Here is a 22,347-nt window from a genome sequence, read left to right as displayed (position 1 = left end):
ATAATGAAATTTTATACTGAATCATCTCCTCATATTAAAGATGGAGATACTACTAATAAGATTATGATGAGAGTTATTATAGCTCTCCTACCTGCAGTTATATATAGTATAGTGCTCTTTGGAGCTAGGGTTATTGCCTTATATTTAGCTTCAATTATCACTTGTATACTTGCTACTGTAATTGTCAAAAAAGCAAGAAAAAAACCATTAATTCCTGATTATGCTGTTGTTGTTACTGCTATACTTTTGGTTATGACTCTTCCTCCTAATTCTACAATTACAATGGTTGTTATAGGAGGTGTTATAGCTATAGTATTTGCTAAAGAGGTTTTTGGAGGTTTGGGTTCTAATATATTCAACCCAGCTTTAGTTGGAAGAGCTTTCTTACAGGTAGCTTTCCCTGCTCAGATGAGTATGTATACTCCGCCTAAAAATGTACCTTTCTTAGGTGTTTTTGAAAATATAGTTAAAGATTTAACTCTTACTGTTTCAGGTGCAACTCAGTCTTTAGATGCTGTAAGTGCTTTAACTTCTGCTACTCCTTTAACTTTCTTAAAATATAATGCTATTGATTTCGGAGGTTCTTTAGCTTCTCAAATACAAATAGAATCACACTATTATCTGCAAATGTTATTAGGAAGTACTGCCGGTGCTATAGGTGAAACTTCATTCTTGCTTCTTCTAATAGGCGGAATATTCCTCCTAATTACCAATACTATAGATTGGAGAATACCTTTAGGAATGTTTATTTCTTTAGTTATTATGAGTTTGATTCTTTGTTTGGCTATGCCTGGTAAAGTGGCTTCCCCTATATATCAAGTATTAGCAGGCGGTTTCGGACTTGGTGCTTTCTTTATGGCTACTGATATGGTTACTTGCCCTTCTAGTCATGTAGGAGCTTGGATATATGCCCTTTTAATAGGAGCTGTACTTGCTGTATTAAGAACTTTTGGTTCCTCTCCGGAATATATGATGTATTCTATACTTATAGGAAATATGTTCATGCCTTTAATTGCTATGCTTACTCGTCCTTTACCTGTTGGAAAAAGAGAATTAATTAATATCAATAAAGCTAATGCTCAAAAAGAAGGAGGTAAATAATTATGAAAAAAGAGGTTGGTTATACTGCCGTTATTTCTGTTACAATTACTGCATTATTAGCTGGTTTTTTGCTTTCATTTGTATATTCTTCTTTTGAAAAAGATATTTTAGCTAACAATGAAAAAACTGTACTTAATGGCGTTAAAACTGTTATTGAAGGTGCTGATGAATTAGAAGGTCCTTTAACTGATAATTCTGCTTATCCTTACTACATAGGTAAAAAAGCCGATGGTACTGTAGTTGGTTATGCTATGCTTTCTTCTGCAGGAGGATACAATGGTGAAAATAAAGTGCTTGTTGGTTTTGATGCTAATGTTGATAAAATAACTGCTATAGTAGTTACTGAACAAGCTGAAACTCCAGGACTTGGTGCTAAAATTATTGAAAATAGCTTTAGAGATCAATTCAAAGAGCAAAGTACAATAGTTCCTTTAACTGTTGTAAAAGGAATTAAGCCTGAGGAAGCAGCTGAAGCTCAAATTGCTGCTATAAGCGGTGCTACTATATCTTCTACTTCGGTTGTTAATGCTGTTAATAGTGCTAAAGATGAGGCTGTTAATTTATTTAAAAATTGATAATTAAATATTAAAATAATAAGGCTTATAAAGTGTTAAGCATTTTATAAGCTTTTTTTATTTTAACTATTACTCACTATAAATTTAATAAAAGCTAGGGTGGGAATCTTTTTTCTAATTAAACAAAAAAACAAATAAAAATAAAAAAGTGAAAATAAAATAATAAAAAATAAAGGGCTGGGAGTTAGAATAAAATTTTTAATATTTAAAACTTTTACTATATATGTTATAATCATAGAAAATGTTACGGAAATATAAACATGCATGAATTCAAACTTATAGAAAAAATAAAAGAATTAACAGAATATAATAATACAAATAATTTAAATATAGGTGATGACTGTGCTGTTATAAAAAATATAAGTGCTGATAAAGATATTTTAGTTACAACTGACATATTAGTAGAAAATATACATTTCTCTTTAGATTATTATTCTTTTTATGATATAGGATATAAATCAGCTCAGGCGAATATCAGCGATATAATATGCAAAGGAGCAAATCCTACAAATGCATTCATATCTCTTTCAATACCTAAAAAAATTAATGATGAAAATATATTAGAATGGTATAGAGGTTTTTTAGAAGCATGCAAACCATACAATATAGAAATATCAGGAGGAGATACCACTTCATCAAATGACTTTTTTTTCATTTCAGTAACATTAATTGGTACTATAGATAAAAACAAATCCATATTAAGAAGCAATGCCAAAAATGATGATAATGTTTATGTGCTTGGATTTGTAGGAGAAAGCGATTTAGGACTTAAAAAACTTTTATCTGGAAATTATGACTATAACGATGAAAGCATTAAAACCCATTTAAGACCTACACTTTTTTATGATAAATGGCAGGAGATTATTAATAAATACAAAATAAACTCATCTATAGATATAAGCGACGGACTCTTGCAGGATGCATCTCATATTGCTGAAAACTCGAATAAGACCATAGAGATATATGAATCTTCTAATTGGTATTTAGTAAATAGATTTTTTAATAATAATAAAAAAATATTAAAATCTATACTTACGGGAGGAGAAGATTATGCTGTAATTTTTACAACTTCAGACAATATACCAGAAGAAAATAATTTGATAAAAATAGGAAAAGTAAAGGAATACTCAAATAAATATATAAGATTCATCGATTCTAACAATAAAGAAATTAATTTTGATTCATTAGGATTTGTACATTTTTAAATTAAGTTTAAAATATTTATTACACTCCCCGCCCTTTATACTTATAACATTAATTTAAATATAAGTTTTTCATTTCTTATTTGCTTAATTAGAATTTTCTGCTTCCCACCCAAGTGGGTTTTAAATTTATTGCAAACTCAAGCCGCACGCAGAACAAAGTTTTAAATATATGTTTAATAAAAATTATAATTAAAACAATAAATAAAAATCAGCTTATCGTGCGGTTAATTAATTTTTGAAAGTTTACCGTCAGATGTTGAATTATCAGTATTTACAATCATTAAATTCATGTAAGTATCATAAAAAGCAAAAGAATATTTTTTTCCATCTTTCTCTGCTGTATATGAAGCATCTGAAACTTTAGTTAATTCTTCTTTTGATATGCTTACTCTGCTGTCATATATATTTCCGCCTTCTATAGTAATATCTATAGAACTGTCTTCATTAACAATTAAAGTGCATTTATTGGTTATAAGCTGTCTAGTATTTTGAGTTGTATTCAAGACTCCTTCATATCTGCCTATGTATTTATCTAATTTTACTATTGAATCGTTATTATTTCCGCAGCTCAAAATAAATAAAAATATAAAAGATAGACTTATAATTTTAATACAATGTTTCATAATTTAACCTCTGAATAATTTATTTTATAAAAAACAATATTAATATTTTTTATGAATTTGTAAATAGTACTTTATCAAAATTAAAATATAATTTTTTCTGATTATTATTTTTTAGAAAAACTATTTTCCTCGCCTTTAAGCATTCTTTTATAATTAGGTATATGCTTTATTATAATAAATATTGCAAGAAGTATCGCTATAGGAAGAAGAATAATATAGTTTATATTAAAAAATATTCTGTATAAAAAATTAGCTTTAAAATACAAAAGACTCAAGACTATAGGAAAAGCAATAGCTCCGCAAGTTGAACCTATAGCAACAGTTTTTCTTGAAGCAAATAAACCAATAAAGAAAAATACCATAGTAATAATTAAACTTACAGGTGCAAGCATAAACATAGAACCTGCACTAGTTGCGACACCTTTACCGCCTTTGAAACCTAAAAATATAGAAAATACATGTCCTAATATAGCAGCAACAGCACAAGCCACTAATATATAGCTATGAGTAAAAATAATATTAGAAAGTATAAAAGAAGGTATTAATACAGCTATCATTCCCTTACCTATATCGCAAATATAAGCAGCTATTCCAGCCTTTTTACCGCATACACGAAGTACATTGCTTGCCCCCGGATTGCAGCTTCCCTCTTTTCTTACATCATGTCCATTTATTTTTCCTATAATAAATGAAAATGGTATTGCTCCGATTATATATGAAACGAGTATGCTTACTATAATTTTAACTATCATATTTTTAACCTCCAAATTTTTTACCTCTTTTTCTAAAATTGAGTATAATAGGTGTTCCTCTGAAATCGAACATCTCTCTAAATCTATTTTCCAAATATCTCTTATAATGCGAATTTAATTTATGAGGATGATTGCAAAATACAGCAAAGGCAGGAGGATTTATACCTGTCTGAACAACATAGAAAATTTTAAAAGGATTTCCGCCTGCAGATATAGAGTATTCCCTAGTAGCTCTTACCATAGTTTCTGTGAGAGCATGCGTTTCAAATCTCTGCATTCTCGTCTTTGCAACTCTTACAGCTAAAGATAAAAGTTTTTCTGCATCATTTTTTCTATTGGCACATACTTTGGCATAAAAAGCATAATTAAGAACAGGAAAAGTGTCTTTCATATATGCCTCATAATCATTCCAAGTAGTGCCTTTATCTCTTATGTCCCATTTATTCGCAGCTATTACTATTCCTTTTCTTCTTTCTATAATAAGATTGGCAATAGTTTTATCCTGATCTGTAAGCCCTTCAAAAACATCAAGCATAAGTATGCATACATCCGATGCTTCTATAGCTTTTATCGCTCTGTTTACACTATAGTATTCAATATCACTATTAACATTTTTTTTCTTTCTTATTCCGGCTGTATCTACAAGACAAATATCATCATTTTTGAAATTAAATGTTTCATCTATAGCATCTCTTGTAGTACCGGCAATATTAGAAACTATGCTTCTGTCTTTTCCTATCAATGTATTTAATAAAGTGGATTTTCCTGCATTTGGTTTTCCTACTATGGCTATATTGATTGTTTTCTTTTGTGCTATATATTCATCAAGTTTATATTGTTTTGATTTTTCTTTTTTATCATTATAACTTTCTTCATCTTCTTCGTCTGGATTATCATCATAATATTCAAAATCTTCATCTATATTTTCAATTTCTATTGTATCATCATCTTCATCATTATCAGAATTATTATTTTTAGATATTTCTCTTTCAGCTTCCAAATCAAATCCGTTTCTTTCAAGAACTTCTAGTATTTTTTCTCTTAAATCATCAATACCGTTATTATGTTCAGCACTTATTATAGATACATCTTTTACGCCTAATGAATAAAATTCGCTTACCAAATTATTATGAGAGTCAGCATCCACTTTATTTATTACTAGTATTATAGGTTTTCCTGATTTTCTTATTATATTAATAAAATGTCTGTCATCAGGGTGGCTTTGATGTGCATCTACCAAAAATAAGAGTATATCCGATTCTTCTAAAGCTGTTTTTAATGCTTTTTCTCTTACCTTTTCATTTAAAGTATCATCGCTTACATCAAGAAGTCCGCCTGTATCAAAAACATTAAATGCTATATCATCGATATATGTTTTAGCTATACTTATATCTCTGGTAACTCCTGCTGTAGGGTCAACTATGGATTTTCTTCTTCCTGCAAATCTGTTAAACAATGTGGATTTACCTACATTAGGTCTTCCTAGTATAGCTATATTTATCATTTAATTAAGCCTTTTATATTATGATTAGAGTTAATAATATCATAATTTTTAATATATTGCTATTGAGCTTTATATTTTTATTTTCTAATATATTATGAAGACAAAAATAATATCCCCTATAACTTTTTATTATCTTATTTATTTTGCAATACTATTATAAATTCTATCAAATTCGGCTATAAAAGTAATAATAACTTTTTGTGTGATATTATTTAATTTTGCAAAACAGTAATAAGGATCTTTTCCTTCATATTCTACATCAATTAAGGAAGAAGGCTCTATATCTGTTAATTTAGTTATATTATGCTTAGTTAAAAATTCTGATAAATACAAAAAGCTATGATTATGATTAACTGTAAGTATATCATTGTCAAATGATAAAAATAAACCTATAAATGTATATTCAGCATCATTTTTGAATTGAATACCTTTATTATTGTAATAATAGTTAGTATTAAAATAATGTAAGAATCCCATTTTTAGCATAGTCTCATATACTATTTCATCTTTATATTCTTTGTTCAATTTAATGTATGTCATAATATTATATTCCTGCTCCTGTAAAATTATTTCAACATTATATCATAATTATATTTTTATTAAAACCAAATTTATAAAAAATATTATGTTAATATGTGAAATAGGTTAAAAAATTAATAAACTCTTGGGCGGGCGTTAATATTTCTATATTGGTATTGAAGAAAATATAAATAAAAATTGCAGAATAAAGTATTTAAGGATAAAGGGGGTATGTAAATAGTTTTTTTAATTTAATTACATTTGCCCACCCTCTAGGCTTTTTAATTTATTTTGTTATTTTTGCTTTATAGTTCTTTATTGTTTAACCTAGAAATCACAGCACCCACCCTAGATTTATTTAAATTGATAGCCTGTCCACCGCACGGTAAATGAAGTAAAAAATATAAATCTATTAACAATACAATTTTTGCTATATTTTAAAAATAAATAATGAGTGCGTTAAATAAATTCAAAATCTAATTAAAACTTGGGCGGGCGTTAACAAATTATATAAAAATAAAAAGGAAAATAGATATTATAATTCAGTATTAAATAATAAGCCTAGAGGGTGGGAATTAGAACAAAGACCAAAAATTTAAAAATTTTTTCTCACTCCCCGCCCTTTAGAATTATTACTTTAATTTTAAATTTTAGCTTTATATTATTTTGCTATTTAAATAACATCTGTAAGCACCCACCCAAGTTTTTTTTAAATTTGATGCGAATATACCGCACGAGTTAATGATATTAAAAATGCTATTGATTAATAATTATAATTTAAATTATATATTTAAGCCTATTTACCGTGCGTTTTAGATTATGATATATAATATTTACATAATATGTAGATAAAATTTATCAAGGCATTTTTCATTATACCGAAAATAAAAAAAGCAGAATTTTTATTCTTTAAAAGGCGGAAAATATATGTATAAATATGTGATAGAAGGTTCAAAGAATATAGGAGGCGTATTAAAGGTATCAGGGTCAAAAAATGCATCACTTCCTTTGCTTGTGGCATCTATTCTAACAGATGAGCCTGTAATACTTCATAATGTACCAGATTTGGTAGATGTTCATGTTCTTATAGATATATTAGAGCCTTTAGGAAAGAAAGTTGATTTTAAGAATAATACAACTGTAATAATATCTCATAATGGAAAAAGTGAAGAAGCTCCTTATAAACTAGTAAAAAAAATGAGAGGCTCTATTATAGTATTAGGGCCTCTTCTAGCCAAACGAAAGCATTGCAGAGTATCATATCCGGGCGGCTGTGCTTTCGGACCAAGACCAATAGATTTGCATTTAAAAGGAATGGAAGCATTAGGAGCTAAAATAGATATAACAGCAGGATATATTGATGCTAAAGTAGAAGATAATCTCATTGGTGCTGATATGGATTTGTCTGGTAAGTTCGGCCCTACAGTGTTGGGAACAGATAATGTCATGATGGCGGCATCCTTAGCAAAAGGCACTACTATTATACGAAATGCTGCAAAAGAGCCTGAATGTGTAAATTTAGTTGATTTGCTTAATGCTATGGGAGCAAAAATAACAGGAGGAGGAACTGATACTATTACTATAGAAGGTGTAGATTATCTTCATGGTGCCGAGTTTACGGTTATACCAGACAGAATAGAAACAGGTACTTTTTTAGCGATAGCAGCAGCTGGAAGAGGAAAATTAAAACTAGAAAATGCAGAGCCTAAACATTTGAGCTTTGTACTTGATTTGCTTTCAGATATAGGCTGCGATATAAAAACTACAGATACAACCATAGAGATTGATGCATCTAATAGAGAATTAAAACCTTTTAAAGTAGAAACTTTGCCATATCCGGGTTTTCCAACAGATTTGCAGGCAATATATACTACATTAGCCTGCACAATTAAAGGTAAAAGCGAACTTATAGAGGGTATTTATCCAGACAGATTTAGCCATGTTCCAGAGCTTATTCGTATGGGAGCAGATATAGAACTCAATACTTCTGATATAGTGGTTAATGGCGGAAAGAAACTTTCAGGAGCTGATGTACAGGCAAGCGATTTGCGTGCGGGGGCTGCTTTGGTTGCTGCCGGAGCTATAGCTGAAGGTGTTACTAATGTTCATAGAATTTATCATATAGAAAGAGGCTATGAAAATTTAGAAGAAAAATTAAAATCTATTAATATAGATACAAAAAGAGAAAAAGACGATATATTATAATAAATTAGGGGGATTATTAAGATGGTAAGAGGTGTTTATACAGGTGCAAGCGGCATGATGGCCGAACAAGCAAGACTTGATGTTGTAGCTAATAACTTGGCTAATGTTGATAAACCTGGATTTAAAAGAGATACAGTAAGTTTCAAATCTTTTCCGGAGATGATGGCAGCAAGAACAGAAGATGACGGAGTAGTAATATTTCCGCTTGGTTCAACAGATGTCAGACCTTATGTAGGAAGAATGGGAACAGGTGTTGAAGTAAATGAAGTTTTCACAGAATGGGAACAAGGTTCATTGAGAGAAACAGGCAATCAGCTTGATATAGCTTTGGGAGATAAAGGATTTTTCGCTGTAGAAACCCCTCATGGTGAGAGATACACAAGAAACGGAAGTTTTTTGATAGATAAAGATCATTATCTTGTAACTAAACATGGCTATAAAGTTATGGGTGAAAACGGATATATACAGATAAAAACTAATAACTTTAATATAGATGAAGAAGGAAGAGTAAGCATCAATAGAAGATATCAGGACGGCAATACATTTGTACAGTTTAATGATAATGAATGGGAAGATGAAGAGATACTTGATACTTTAAAAATAGTTCGTTTTGATAATGAAAGATATCTAAAAAAAGAAGGCGAATCTTTCTGGGTAGATACAGATATAAGCGGTCCTGCATATATAGCACAAAAAGGCGTTGACAGACCTAAAGTATTATCAAGATTCTTAGAGATGAGCAATGTAAACCCTATAAATGAGATGGTTAGAATGATAGAGGTTCAAAGAGCTTATGAATTAAATTCCAAAACTATATCTACTCATGACACATTAGTAGGCAGAGTAATTAATGAGGTAGGCAGAGTATAATTTCTTAATATGTGCTTCATTTTTTATGGATAAATTTTGATAAAAAATAAACGATAATGTATAATATTATATTAATTGCATTTATTTGATAGAGGATATTATGGCTTCAGAAAAGATAAAACTACATGTTATTAGAAAGCTAAAAATTTTAAGTATTCCATTATATTTATTAGTGGATATTGTTATTTGGAATATAGCGTTATTTTTTATATATAAAGAAATGCCGACTATTTATGGGCTTAAGATAGTCTTTTCTGTGATATCTTTTATATTCCTATTTAAGTATTTAAAAATTTGGAAAATAAATTCTGATATAAGATTGGCAAGCAGGGTTATATTAATATTTTTTATTATTTCTCTAATAGGAAGCGTCATAGAAATTGTTACATACTCTCTTATAAATAAGATATTCATACATACTATGACATTGGCTCTATTCAATGCCACTATAAATGCAGTTTTATTATCATGCGTATTCATGTTTTTATTTAAAATAATGTCCAAAGATTTTGAATTAGATGAAAACATATCCACTTTTTATATACCTCTTATAGCTAAATTAGGGCTTATAGTATATTTATTTTTCTCTACTATAATACTAGCTTTTCTTATGAATTATGTTTCTGTACAGGAAGATGTTTATTTGAAAAATTACAGTAATTCAATATTAAATGAAATTCTTGCTGTCTCTGATAATATAAAAAGAATTAATGATAATATAAAATCAGATATGATGACTTATTCTGAATCAGTGCTTAATATTTATTCTAATAAAAGTGTAATCTCAAAAGACGATATACAAAACTCTATTGTTGATAGAATAGGATATATAAACAATACTTTAAAAAATAAATATAATACAATCTCTGTTAATATAAATCAGGAATATATAGATACGGATCTTCCTTATTCTGTAACAATATCAAAAGATCCTACTACAGACAGATACAGCAGCAGAGCATCAGATGCCTTAGCTATTCATAATTTCTTAGAAAATGAAATAAAAGATAATTTTGTAACTTTAGATATAAATGTTTATGATAGAAATAATATATATATATCTGCTTATACTCCATTAAAATTATTCGGAAAAGATATTGGATATCTGATATCTGAAACAGGAATGGAAGGTATAAATAATGTAATAAGAAATAACTATAATCTTTCTAAATGGAATTATATTTATTATACAACAGTAAAAAGAGATGTGATACTTAGTTATGACAGCCGATATATAGCTGAAAACTCATCTTCAATATTGTCATCATCACCGGAACTTGTTAGAAATATAGAAAATTTTGATAAATCATTCGGAGCCAATAATACATTTGAAATATTTTACCCTATTAACATAGGAGGAAAAAAATCTATTGCTATAATTTCATATATAAAAGAATTAAAAGTGATTGGTCTATATTATAAAGATATAAATACTGTAATAAAAGATTCTAATATGAATTTAACAATATTTAATTATATATTTATATCTATATTTATTTTATTCTTTGGTGTTTATTTAATTATTTTGAAAATACTTCTATCTTCAATAAACAAAGCAAATAAATCTACAAAAATGCTTCTAGGCGGAAACGGAGATTTAAGAAAAAGAATATCTTCAAAAAATAATGATGAAATAGGTCTTTTGATTTACAACTTTAATTTATTCTTATCTAGCTTAGACAATCTTATAGGAGACTTAAAAGTAGAAAGTTATAGGGTATTTGAAGAGATAAAAGTAATAGAAAAAATTATTGATGAAAACACAAATAGAATAAATGATCAAAGCTCAAGCATCACTGAAAGCGTAGCAAGTGTTAATAATATTATTACTTCTATACAAAATGTTACTAGTTCTACAGATCAGCAAAAGCATGCTTTTTCATCAGCTTCTATTGCTGTAGAAGAGCTTTTGCAGACAATCTATAAGATTAATGATAATATGGAGCGTCAGTCATCAGCAGTAGAACAGACTTCTGCTTCTATTGAGGAAATGATATCTAATATTACATCTGTGGCAAGAAGTGTTAATAAAGCAGATAGTTTCTCTAAAAAACTTCTTGTAGATGCACATGACGGCGGTGATACTGTAGATGAAGTTATTGAGGCTGTTAGAGGTATTGAAGAAAGTTCAGATCAAATTAAAGAGATAGTTAACGTTATTCAGGGTATCGCAGAACAGACTAACCTTCTCGCTATGAACGCAGCTATTGAGGCAGCACATGCCGGAGAACAAGGAAGAGGTTTCTCTGTAGTTGCCGATGAAATAAGATCTTTGGCAGAACATACTGCAGACAATACAAAATCTATTACAAACATCATTAAAGCTATTACTAAGAGAATAGAAGAAACAGTAGAACTTGCAAGCAACAGCGGTAAGTCTCTTGATAATATACTTGATATGTCAGAAAATACTGCAAGAGTTGTTTCTGAAATTAATACCGCAAACAGTGAATTAGAGGTCGGAGGAAGAGATATACTTGAAACTATAAGACACTTGAATAATATTACTACAGGAGTTAAAGACAGCGTAAAAGAACAGATGAACAGCGGTGATGTGGTTGATAGTCAAATTACTTTACTTGACCAGATTACTAGAGAAGTTTCTGATATAATTGAAGCTAATAGCTCAGGTGCTAAAGAAGTTATGCATGCTATGAGTTTCTTGAATGAACTTTCTGTAAAAACTGTTGAAGGTAATAAAGAATTCTATACTGCTACAAATAAATTAAATGAAATATTTGTCAAATTTAATGAGCTTATGAGTAAATTTATTACAAATGCTGATGATATAAAAGAAGATAAAAATGAAAATGTTAATAAGAATCCGGAAAATTATACTGTAGATGAAAGAATGGATATGGAACTTAGAAGTCTTGAGGAAGAGTTCAAGAATGAAAATGATGAATTTAAAAAAGATGATGATGTATTAGAGATGCTTAAAGAAGACTTTAAAAATCCGGAAATGTTTAATATGTAAATGAATATTGCGGCTTTTAATAATGAGATATTATATCTATAATATAATATCTCATTTTTTATATTTTTGACTTTATTAACAATTATAAGTTTGATAATAATAAAGTTTTAATTATTAAAAATAAGTAGGTTAAGATTATGTCAAATTATACTATTGCTGAAATTGATTTATCCATTTTTAAGAAGAATATGCAGATTATAAGATCCATCATAAATAATGTTAAACTTCTTAATATTGTTAAAGCAAATGCTTATGGGCATGGTTTAATAGAAATATCTAAGGCATCTGAGCAATTTGGAGCTGATGCTTTAGGGGTTGCCAATGTTGAAGAGGGAATAAAAATAAGAGAAGCTGGTGTTAAACTTCCTATATTAGTTCTGTTTCAGCATTTTAAAGATGAGTCTGATTTGGTATGCAAATATAATTTAAGTCCTATTATAAGTAATGATGAATGTTTAGAATATTATGATAGATTTTTAAAAAAGAATGGCGGAAGCTTAAATTTATATATAAAAGTTGATACAGGATTAAACAGAATGGGAGCCAAACCTGAAGAAGTTGTACCTTTAGCAAAAAAAGTATTATCTTATGACACTCTGAATATAGAAGGTATTAATACTCATTATGCCGCTTCTGATATGAATGATGATTACTCTGTTAATTTTACTAATAAACAGATAAAAATTTTTCATGAGGTATTAAATAATCTTAAAGAAAATGGTATAGAAATAAAAAATGCTCATACTTCTAATTCAGCAGCTATAATTTCATATAAGAATACATATTTTGACATGGTTAGGGCTGGAATAATATTGTATGGATATAATGATAATATTTTAGGTATTAAGCCTATATTAAATTTAAAATCGTATGTTGTTTTGGTTAGAAATATAAAAAAAGGAGAAAGCATTTCTTATGGAATGACCTGGACTGCTAGTAAGGATACAAGAGTTGCTGTAATACCAATAGGATACGCTGACGGAATACCAAGAAAATTATCAAATAATTGGGAAGTAAAAATTAATGGTAAATATTATCCTTTACGAGGAAGAGTATGCATGGATTCTATTATTGCTGAAATAGGAAATGACAATATAAAAACAGGTGATGAGGTCTTGATATTTGGAAATGATAAAAAACTTAATGCTGATGCTTTGGCATCAAGAATAGATACTATAAGTCATGAAATACTTGTAAATATAGGTGAAAGAGTAAAAAGAGTTTATATAAATAATAATTAGTTTATAAAAAGCACATAACATTGAGGAGTACATTATATGATAGAAATGATAGCTAAAATAAATAATGTTGTTAATAGCTTTGTATGGGGACCAATAATGCTTACATTATTAGTAGGCACAGGAATATATTTAAGCATAATAACAGGTTTTATACAAATAACAAAAATACCTTTATGGATTAAGCATACATTCGGAGCATTAGCAAAAAAAAATGATTTAGATGATAATATTACTCCTTTTCAAGCGGTAAGCACAGCATTAGCCAGCACTGTAGGTACAGGAAATATTGCTGGTGTTACTACTGCAATAGTGGCAGGAGGACCTGGGGCTTTATTTTGGATGTGGTTTGCTGCTTTTTTTGGTATGGTTACTAAATATTCAGAGGTTATTTTAGCTGTTCACTATAGAATAAAAGATGATTTAGGTCATCATCATGGCGGTCCTATGTATTATATATCCAAAGGAGCTAATATGCCTTGGCTTGGAAGTATATTTGCTGCTTTTGCTGCTTTAGCATGTTTTGGGGCTGGAAATATGACTCAGACTAATGCTATGGCGGGGGTTATTTATCAGAATTTTGGAATTCCGCATATAGTTACAGGAATAGTTGTTGTAATTTTAACCGCTGTTATTATTATAGGCGGAATAAGAAGAATAGCTACTGTTACTGAAAAATTAGTCCCTTTTATGTGCGTTATATATATCATTTCAGGTATCATTATATTAATTATGAATGCAGATAAAATACCTCATGCATTTCAGAGAGTATTTCAAGAGGCTTTTTCATTAAAACAGGTAGGAGCCGGATTTATGGGATATACTATAATGATGGGTATGAAATTTGGATTTGCAAGGGGAGTATTTTCTAATGAGGCTGGTTTAGGTACTGCTCCAATGGCTCATGGGGCTAGCAATTCAAAAAATCCTATAGAGCAGGGTTTATGGGGAATATTTGAAGTGCTTATAGATACTTTCTTTGTATGTACTTTAACAGGGCTTATAGCTATAATATTCTTAGAAGCCAATCAGGGAACTAAATTAAATGGTGCTGAACTTATCTCTTTTTCATTCGGAGATAATTTAGGATATGCTGGCTCTGTAATACTTACAATATCTTTAGTATTATTTGCTTTTTCTACATTTGTGGGTTGGTCTCATTATGGTGTTGTTGCTTTAGGATATCTTACAAAAAGAAATAAAATAGCTTCATATTCATACAGAGTAATATTCTTAATTATAGGTATAATTGGTGCTGTAAGTCAATTAGACTTGATATGGGCTATAGCCGATACTTTAAATGGTCTTATGGCTATACCTAATCTTATCGGGCTTCTTATACTATCACCCAAAATAGCTAAACTTACTCGTGATTATCTTAAAGATCCTAATTCTACTATAATGAAAGATTGATATTTCACATTAAAAAAGACTTCTGAAATAAAAACATAAAATATCTGAAGTTTTTTATTATTTAGTATTGATTTTTTATAAAAACATATTATAATTAATAATTATTATTAATAAGTACGAGAATATAACTAGACTTCCTTATTGATAATAATAGTTTTTATATAATAAAATTAATTTTGAAAAAATCTCATAATAATAAATCAAACTAATTTTTACCCCAATTTTACGGCAGTGTATAGAAATATACACTGTCATATATATTTAATTTCATATACAAAAATTATTTTCTATAAAACTATAAATTTAAATAAAGCTTGGGTGGGATGCTGTAAATTCTAATAAAATAATAAAAAAATTAAAAATTATATTTCATAGTAAAACTATAAGCATAGAGGGTGGGGAGTGTAAATAAATTAAAAAACTTAAATTACATACCCCGCCCTTTTTATTTTATTGTTATATTTATAAATGATTAGATTTATTTATATTTAAAGATTAAAACACAAAAAGCATTCCCGCCCTAATTTTTGATTAGTTTGTAATCTATTCACCGCATGGTTAGCTTACTTTGAAATATTATAAAAATAGAATATGAATTAATTTATATTTTCTGTTTAATTTAACATGCGTTATTAAAAATTAGGAAATAAAATCATTCGTCTTTTTTGATATATTGTTTTTTAGTATATTTCTTTTAATCTTTATTTCTTTTAATATATCAGAAGCTAATTTAACATCTTTAAGAGATTTTCTTATCTGCCAAAATCCGCTGTCCCATAAGGATATTTTAAATTTTTCTTTATTAACTTTTTCTATGTTGGAATAAAAATATTTATAAAGTTTTTCAGCAGTATTTACCAAATCAAATGCTTCATCAGATATATATTTATTATTATTTTCTAAATATTCAAAACAAAATCTTTTTTCATTATTATATTCAAAGAAACCGCATCCGCTGTAAACTTTTTTATAATCAAATGGATAAAAATGATTTATAATAGTATAATATTTTTCTTTATAGAATATATTATCCATAGCAGATGTTTGATTGGAAGTAGAAAATAAAGTCCATACTACACAATCTAATATAAATTTTCTATCTAATTCATTTTTAGGTATACAAAATTGATCGCTTCCATTAAGCCAATCTACTTTAGCAGTTCTTCTAACGGCATGTATTATCATAGCCTTTTCAAAATTTTCTTTTGTAATAGAAAGCGAACCTGCCGAAGCCTGAGGAGCAGAAAATATAGCCGTAAGATTCTGTTTTTGCAAATCACTTCCGCAGCTCATAAGAGAACCTATAAAGCCTTCACATACTTTATCTCTTATATCATGTCCTGAGGTTTTCACTTTTATCGCTGATGAAAGCGGTACAAATGTTGATGAAGTTTTTATTCTCTTTATCCATTTATTAAGAAGACTATCACTGTCTATCACATTATAGCTTTTTTTATTTATTATATTGCAGTTATTATCAAGAACATCTAAAATAATATTTTCTGTTTTTATATTATGCTTATTATTTATTTCCCAAATTATGAAACTTACAGGAAAAGGAGTAGTTTTTGAAGTATTGTCAAAATTCGATGAAGAGAAAATAAATCCATTTAAAAATTTATAATTACATACCTTATTTCTAAATTTCTCATTGTTATTGTATTTTATATAGTTGGTTTTAGAAAATATAGCAAGATAAACTTTATTTTTATCTTTAAACTCTTTATGTATTCTAAACATAAACTGAGCATATAATTCCCTTGAAGCATCGCCCAATTTTTCTTTATGCATCATATCTCTAATCTTGCTTATGCTGACATTTTTTTTGCTTTTGGAGTTTGTACCTGCAACCTGACTTGTGGCATAAGGCGGATTGATTAAGATAATCCATTTTAATTCTTTATTATTTAAATCATCTTGAAGTTTTTTAGGAAGTTTATGATATTGAAAATCATCATTATTTATATCATCATTTAAATAATCATATTGAAACTTAAAGGCATTTTTAAATTTTATTTTAGAATATTCTATATCATTTTCATCTATTGTAGACATATAAATATATTTATGATATTTTTCATCAAGATAATATTCTAAATTTCCTGTTCCCGATGCCATATCCCATATTCTATATTTTCCATTTTCCAATTCTTTTTTATCGATTATGTTAAATATATAGGATAAAGATTTTTCAGCAAAATTTAAAGGAGTATAGAATTCTCCTAAATATCTTTTTTTAGAATCATGTACATTCATATAGCATTAGAAGAATAGTAATATATAATAATAAACTAGAATCTGGCACTCAAATAAGGCATAGGATTCTTATGATCTCCTCCTATCCTAACCTCGAAATGACAATGTATCCCTGTGGTTCTTCCAGTGTTTCCTATTAAAGCTATACGATCTCCTCTCTTTACCTTCTGTCCATAATCAACAAGAAGTTTAGAATTATGACCATAAGCAGTCTGATACCCATTAGCATGCGTGATTAAAACAAACCAGCCGTATCCGTTTCGCCAGCCTGCAAATGAAACAGTACCATCAGCAACAGCAAGTATAGGAGTACCATAAGGTCCTGCTATATCAACACCATAGTGATAACTTTTTTCCTGATTGAAAGGAGATAATCTAGCTCCGAATCCGCTTGATATTCTTCCGCCTCCTGCAACAGGCCAGCCTAAAGGAATTTCTTTATGTATTTTTGGAGATACTTCCATAAATGAAAGAACATTCTTTTGATAGGAGTTTAATTCACTAAGCATTTTTTCAATATTTAAAGATTCATTATTATTTAAATTATTGTTATTATTGAAAGTACCAACATCATTATAATCTATTGTATAGGATATAGATTTCATGATATTATTATAATCTGTTAAAGCTTTAGAAAATCTATTTAAAGATTTTTTATAATCTTCTATTAAGGTATAAGTTTTAGCTTCTCTTGCAGAAAGAGTGTTGTAAAATTCTCTAGCTGTTTTTTGTCTGTTATATGCATCATAACCTGTATAAATCAAAGCAGAGAATACTAAAAAAAGAAATAAAATCATAAAATTATTAATAGGAAGTCTTATTCCATGTTCTTCATCATCATAAAATATGAGTATGCTTCTTTCATGATTCCCTTTTCTTTCAATGGCCCCTATAACCGAATTAAATGTATGTCTTATTCCGTAAGTAGCATTATATAAATTATTTAGAAGTTTTTTGGTTCTATTGAATTTTATTTTTGTTTTCGGAGCTTTATATCTTGAAGATGGTGTTAGTTTTACATTTTTTTTATAGTTTATATCAAAGCGGGAATTAGAATTATCAGCAGATTTATTAGCATCTTTGAAATTGCCCACGAATTTTTTCGCTAAATTTTTAACATCTTTTGAAGTTTCTTCCAAATAATATTTATCCAACTGCGCATTGGATTTTTTCTCTTTTGTTGAAGTATCGTCTGTAATTAAAATGGGTAACTCCTTAAAAATCAAATAATCCTCTTTCTTCATTATTATAATTATCGTCATACTTTGAAGAAAGATTTAAATAAGCATAAGCCTTATTTGTAGCTACTCTGCCTTTTGGTGTTCTTTTAATAAATCCGCATTGTATAAGATAAGGCTCTATTACATCTTCTATGGTTTCTATCTGCTCGGATAAAGACACCGATAAAGTATCAACTCCTACAGGACCTCCATTATAATGTTTAATGATAGTATTTAAATAAAGTTTGTCAAGTGCTTCAAATCCATTTTTATCTATACCCAACTTTTCAAGAGAATCACAAGCAAACTTCTCATCTATTTTTAAAACATCATGTACTGTAGCAAAGTCAAAAACTCTTCTTAAAAGACGATTAACTATTCTAGGAGTTCCTCTTGACCTTGAAGCTATAGATAGTGCAGCTTCATCTGTAATATTGATATTAAGAAATTCAGAACTTCTCTTTACTATATTAGCCAAATCTTCATTAGTATAAAACTCAAGCCTTTCTACTATTCCAAATCTGTCATATAAAGGAGTGCTTAGCAAACCGCTTCTTGTTGTAGCTCCTATAAGAGTGAAATGAGGTAATTTAACTCTGAAACTTTTAGCAGATGTTCCCTCTCCTACCTTTATATCTACAAAAAAATCTTCCATAGCTGAATAAAGAACTTCTTCAACTACAGTTCTAAGCCTATGTATCTCATCTATAAATAATATATCTTTTTCTCCCAAAGTAGTAAGTATAGATGCCAAGTCGCCTGGACGCTCTATTATAGGTGCTGATGTAGCTTTTATATTGCTTCCCATTTCATTTGCTATTATTTGGGCTAATGTAGTTTTTCCAAGTCCTGGAGGACCATAAAATAATATATGATCTAAAGAAACCTCTCTTTTTTTAGCACTATTTATAAAGACTTTCAATTTTGATTTTATATTTTTCTGTCCTAAAAAGTCATCAAAGCCTTGAGGTCTTATATTGTTATTAGGCTTATCATAAGAGTTTTCTTCAGCATTTGTTATGCTTTCTTTATCCATAATTCTTTCTATTATATATTAAAATGCATTAAATAACAAATTTTATTAGCACGCGGTAATATTACATTATATTTAAAAAAAGTTGTTATTATAGTATTATTCTTATATATAATAAAATACTAAACGCGTGATGAATTGACTTTAAAGCTAATAAAAACTTGGGCGGGTATTATATTTTCTAATTGAACTTTAAACAATAACTAAATTTCAAATTGAAAATTAAGTCATAAAATATAAAGGGCGGGAAGTGAAAAAAATTTTAAAAATTTAATTACACTTTCCCACCCTCTAGGCTTTTTAAATTCTCTGTTGCTTTGATATTGTTTTTCTTTTTAATCTTATCTGTTATTTCTGCTGCCCACCCAGGTGATTTTTAAATTTGTTGTGCAGATACCGCACGCAGAAATAAATTAAAACTATGTAATAAATTCTAAATCAAAATTTAGTTATGAATTGAAATTTTGTTAACCGTGCGTTAATTATTAATTTTGACATTAATAAAATTATTGAGTATAAATGCATACTATTATATAATGTCATGTAATTTTTTAATATATTTGGATGGAGATATTTTAATGATTAATTTTAACAGTCTGCAGTTTAAAATAAGTATGTTTATACTAGTCCCTTTTTTTATTATGCTTGTTATATCAAGTATATTTAATATATTATCAGTTAATAATGTTACAAAAAAACTTTCATATAAAGTATTAGAAGAAAGTGCTAAAGGAGAAGCTTCTAAAGTAGAATCTATTATTCAGGAAGCATTTGACAGTTTGAGTACATTTGAATATACAGTAAATAATTTATATAAATCAGGTGAAAGAAACAGAGAAGTATATAAAAATACAACTAAAAACTTTTTTAGCACTTTGCAGGAAAATACAGGAGCATTGTTTCTTATATTTAAAAATAATGTAATGGGAAATGATGCTGATTATATAAATGATCCTAATTATTCAGAAGCAGGCGGTATGTTTTCTGATTATGTTTATAGAAATAACAATTCTGCCGCTGACAGAGGTATGACTATCGAAGAATTAAAAAGCGATTATTATTCAGTACCAGTAACAACAGGAAATATTAATATTACATCTATATATGATTTTGAAGTAGGCGGCAAAATGGTAAAAATGAATACTTGGTCTATACCTTTAAAAAATAACGGAAAAATTATAGGTGTTGCCGGAGTAGACATATTTATTGATTCATTAGCTCCTATAATGGATAATATTAAGCCTTTTGAAAATACTCTCACTTCTCTATTCGATCATAATGGTACTTTGCTTTATAATAAAGAAAATGAAACTCATGTAGGTGAGAATATTTATGATGCTTATCCTTATTATCAGAACTACAATTTATTAGATAAAATAAAATCAGGACAGACTGTCATCTTTGAAGAGTTCAGTTCTACATTAAATACTAAATCAACATATATATTCGTACCTATAAAACTAGAAACAGGTCAGAATTGGGGTATGAAAATACTAGTACCTAATTATGTTATACTTGAAGACAGTAATAATATAAGAAATATGATGATTATAATTTTAGCTGTAATATTAGTAATAGTATTTATTATTACACCTTTAATAATTAATAAAAAAGTTGTATTTATTATTAAATTACTAGCTCAGGATTTAACTAAATTATCTAAAGGAGATATATCTTGGAATACCCCTCCTGGATTCACAGAACTCAAAGATGAATGGGGTGAAATAGCAAGGGCAATTAAAAATATATTGGATAATTTGAATAATGTTGTAAATACTGTTAAGGACTCGTCAGAACAAGTTCAAAGTGCAGCTAATGAGGTTCTTTCCGGAAATAATGATTTATCAAACAGAACAGAAACGCAGGCTTCCAGCTTAGAAGAGACTGCATCAACTATGAATGAAATGTCTTCTAATGTTAAATATACTGTTTCTGATGTATCTGAAAGTACAAATATGGTCATTGAAGCAAAAGATTATGTGAATAAAGCAGGAAAAATAATAGAAGAAAGTGTTAATAAAATGGATGCAGTTTATGAAGCTAGTTCTAAAATAATGGATATAACTAAATTAATAGAATCTATTGCCTTCCAAACTAATATACTTGCCCTTAATGCCTCTGTTGAAGCAGCACGTGCTGGTGAACAGGGAAGGGGATTTGCTGTTGTAGCCAGTGAAGTCAGAAACTTAGCACAAAATACGCAGGAATCTGTTAAAAATATTACTTCTTTGATAGTTGATAGCAATGATAAAATTAATTTGGCTGCTGCAAGTGTTAATGAGTCTAAAGATATATTTAATGATATAGCAAGCAGAATGGATAAAGTTTCTAATTTGATGCAGAAAGTTAATGCTGCATCTCATGAACAGGAAAACGGAATAGAACAGATTAATATTGCCATAAAAGAAATGGATTCTTCTGTTCAGCAAAATGCTGCTTTAGTAGAGGAAGCTAGTTCTTCGTCTCAGCTGCTTTTAAATGAAGCTCAAAATTTAAATAAATTAATTGATTTCTTTAAATTGAGATAACTTTTTAATTATTATATGCTAGTATAAATTAAATACAATGTATTATTTGAAGTGTTTTATTATTAAACAAGTATAATAAAACACTTTTCATTTTTTATAAAATAAATATTTTATTTAATATCATTTATATATTCTAGCTTATATTCACTATAATTTCTTATATAAAAATTATAATATATGTATAAAAAAATATTTTCATTTATATTTAATACATAAAAAATAATAAAAATATTTATTATTGGTATATTTATTGCATGTAATACTTAATATGATTTTATTTGACTTATAAGTATATTTTATATTATACTATAGAGTATTGGAGTTTTTT

16 protein-coding genes are annotated in these 22,347 nt (G+C 28.2%); 9 read left to right on the top strand and 7 right to left on the bottom strand.

What is annotated here, in order from left to right; all coding sequences use genetic code 11:
* Positions 1 to 3 precede the first annotated feature (3 nt).
* The 3 genes from BFL38_RS04270 to thiL all read left to right on the top strand — a co-directional run bounded on the left by BFL38_RS04270 (position 4) and on the right by thiL (position 2,881).
* Positions 4 to 1,101 (top strand): RnfABCDGE type electron transport complex subunit D, encoded by a 1,098-nt coding sequence (locus BFL38_RS04270; RefSeq protein ID WP_069725884.1) that lies wholly within the window; start codon positions 4 to 6, stop codon positions 1,099 to 1,101.
* Between the two features lie 2 nt (positions 1,102 to 1,103).
* On the top strand, positions 1,104 to 1,676 hold the full coding sequence (locus BFL38_RS04265) for an RnfABCDGE type electron transport complex subunit G (protein WP_069725883.1): 573 nt from the start codon (positions 1,104 to 1,106) through the stop codon (positions 1,674 to 1,676).
* A 260-nt stretch (positions 1,677 to 1,936) separates the two neighbouring features.
* Positions 1,937 to 2,881: a thiamine-phosphate kinase gene (gene thiL / locus BFL38_RS04260; RefSeq protein ID WP_069725882.1), complete on the top strand. Its 945-nt coding sequence runs from the start codon at positions 1,937 to 1,939 to the stop codon at positions 2,879 to 2,881.
* Between the two features lie 224 nt (positions 2,882 to 3,105).
* On the opposite strand, the gene BFL38_RS04255 is transcribed toward thiL, so the two are convergent.
* The 4 genes from BFL38_RS04255 to BFL38_RS04240 form a co-directional block, all read right to left on the bottom strand.
* The gene (locus BFL38_RS04255; protein ID WP_069725881.1) at positions 3,106 to 3,504 is read right to left on the bottom strand and encodes a hypothetical protein; all 399 of its coding nucleotides are present in this window, start codon (positions 3,502 to 3,504) and stop codon (positions 3,106 to 3,108) included.
* Between the two features lie 104 nt (positions 3,505 to 3,608).
* Complete coding sequence (gene plsY, locus BFL38_RS04250; protein ID WP_069725880.1) at positions 3,609 to 4,256, bottom strand: glycerol-3-phosphate 1-O-acyltransferase PlsY; 648 nt, start codon at positions 4,254 to 4,256, stop codon at positions 3,609 to 3,611.
* A gap of 4 nt (positions 4,257 to 4,260) precedes the next feature.
* A complete protein-coding gene (der, locus tag BFL38_RS04245) occupies positions 4,261 to 5,760 on the bottom strand; it encodes a ribosome biogenesis GTPase Der (RefSeq protein WP_069725879.1) in 1,500 nt (499 codons plus the stop codon).
* Positions 5,761 to 5,898: 138 nt separating this feature from the next.
* Positions 5,899 to 6,300 carry a hypothetical protein gene (locus BFL38_RS04240; RefSeq protein WP_069725878.1) on the bottom strand — a complete coding sequence of 134 codons (402 nt, stop codon included), beginning with the start codon at positions 6,298 to 6,300 and terminating at the stop codon, positions 5,899 to 5,901.
* 906 nt (positions 6,301 to 7,206) lie between these two features.
* On the opposite strand from BFL38_RS04240, the gene murA reads away from it, so the two are divergent.
* From murA to BFL38_RS04215, 5 genes are all read left to right on the top strand, one after another.
* A complete protein-coding gene (gene murA / locus BFL38_RS04235; RefSeq protein WP_069725877.1) occupies positions 7,207 to 8,484 on the top strand; it encodes a UDP-N-acetylglucosamine 1-carboxyvinyltransferase in 1,278 nt (425 codons plus the stop codon).
* A gap of 21 nt (positions 8,485 to 8,505) precedes the next feature.
* Positions 8,506 to 9,354 carry a flagellar basal-body rod protein FlgF gene (gene flgF, locus BFL38_RS04230; RefSeq protein WP_069725876.1) on the top strand — a complete coding sequence of 283 codons (849 nt, stop codon included), beginning with the start codon at positions 8,506 to 8,508 and terminating at the stop codon, positions 9,352 to 9,354.
* A 100-nt stretch (positions 9,355 to 9,454) separates the two neighbouring features.
* On the top strand, positions 9,455 to 12,331 hold the full coding sequence (locus tag BFL38_RS04225) for a methyl-accepting chemotaxis protein (protein WP_069725875.1): 2,877 nt from the start codon (positions 9,455 to 9,457) through the stop codon (positions 12,329 to 12,331).
* A 137-nt stretch (positions 12,332 to 12,468) separates the two neighbouring features.
* Positions 12,469 to 13,572, top strand: a complete 1,104-nt coding sequence (gene alr / locus BFL38_RS04220; RefSeq protein WP_069725874.1) for an alanine racemase — start codon at positions 12,469 to 12,471, stop codon at positions 13,570 to 13,572.
* A gap of 36 nt (positions 13,573 to 13,608) precedes the next feature.
* Positions 13,609 to 14,982, top strand: coding sequence for an alanine/glycine:cation symporter family protein (locus BFL38_RS04215; RefSeq protein WP_069725873.1), 1,374 nt, complete (start codon positions 13,609 to 13,611; stop codon positions 14,980 to 14,982).
* Between the two features lie 639 nt (positions 14,983 to 15,621).
* Here the strand turns inward: BFL38_RS04215 and BFL38_RS04210 are convergent.
* From BFL38_RS04210 to ruvB, 3 genes are read right to left on the bottom strand one after another with little or no spacing between them, the layout of a single operon-like run.
* Positions 15,622 to 17,238, bottom strand: a complete 1,617-nt coding sequence (locus BFL38_RS04210; RefSeq protein WP_069725872.1) for a hypothetical protein — start codon at positions 17,236 to 17,238, stop codon at positions 15,622 to 15,624.
* Between the two features lie 35 nt (positions 17,239 to 17,273).
* Entirely contained in the window at positions 17,274 to 18,464 is a 1,191-nt protein-coding gene (locus BFL38_RS04205) for a M23 family metallopeptidase (protein WP_069725871.1), read from the bottom strand.
* Complete coding sequence (gene ruvB, locus BFL38_RS04200) at positions 18,454 to 19,494, bottom strand: Holliday junction branch migration DNA helicase RuvB (protein WP_008728307.1); 1,041 nt, start codon at positions 19,492 to 19,494, stop codon at positions 18,454 to 18,456. The genes BFL38_RS04205 and ruvB overlap by 11 nt, the downstream gene beginning before the upstream one ends.
* A 575-nt stretch (positions 19,495 to 20,069) precedes the next feature.
* Between ruvB and BFL38_RS04195 the strand changes: the two genes are divergently transcribed.
* Positions 20,070 to 22,019, top strand: coding sequence for a methyl-accepting chemotaxis protein (locus BFL38_RS04195; protein WP_069725870.1), 1,950 nt, complete (start codon positions 20,070 to 20,072; stop codon positions 22,017 to 22,019).
* Positions 22,020 to 22,347 lie beyond the last annotated feature (328 nt).

The sequence above is a fragment of the Brachyspira hampsonii genome (genome assembly GCF_001746205.1).
Classification (GTDB): Bacteria; Spirochaetota; Brachyspiria; order Brachyspirales; family Brachyspiraceae; genus Brachyspira; species Brachyspira hampsonii_B.
The sequence above is the reverse complement of the archived record's forward strand: the minus strand, read 5'-3'. Positions and strand labels throughout refer to the sequence as shown.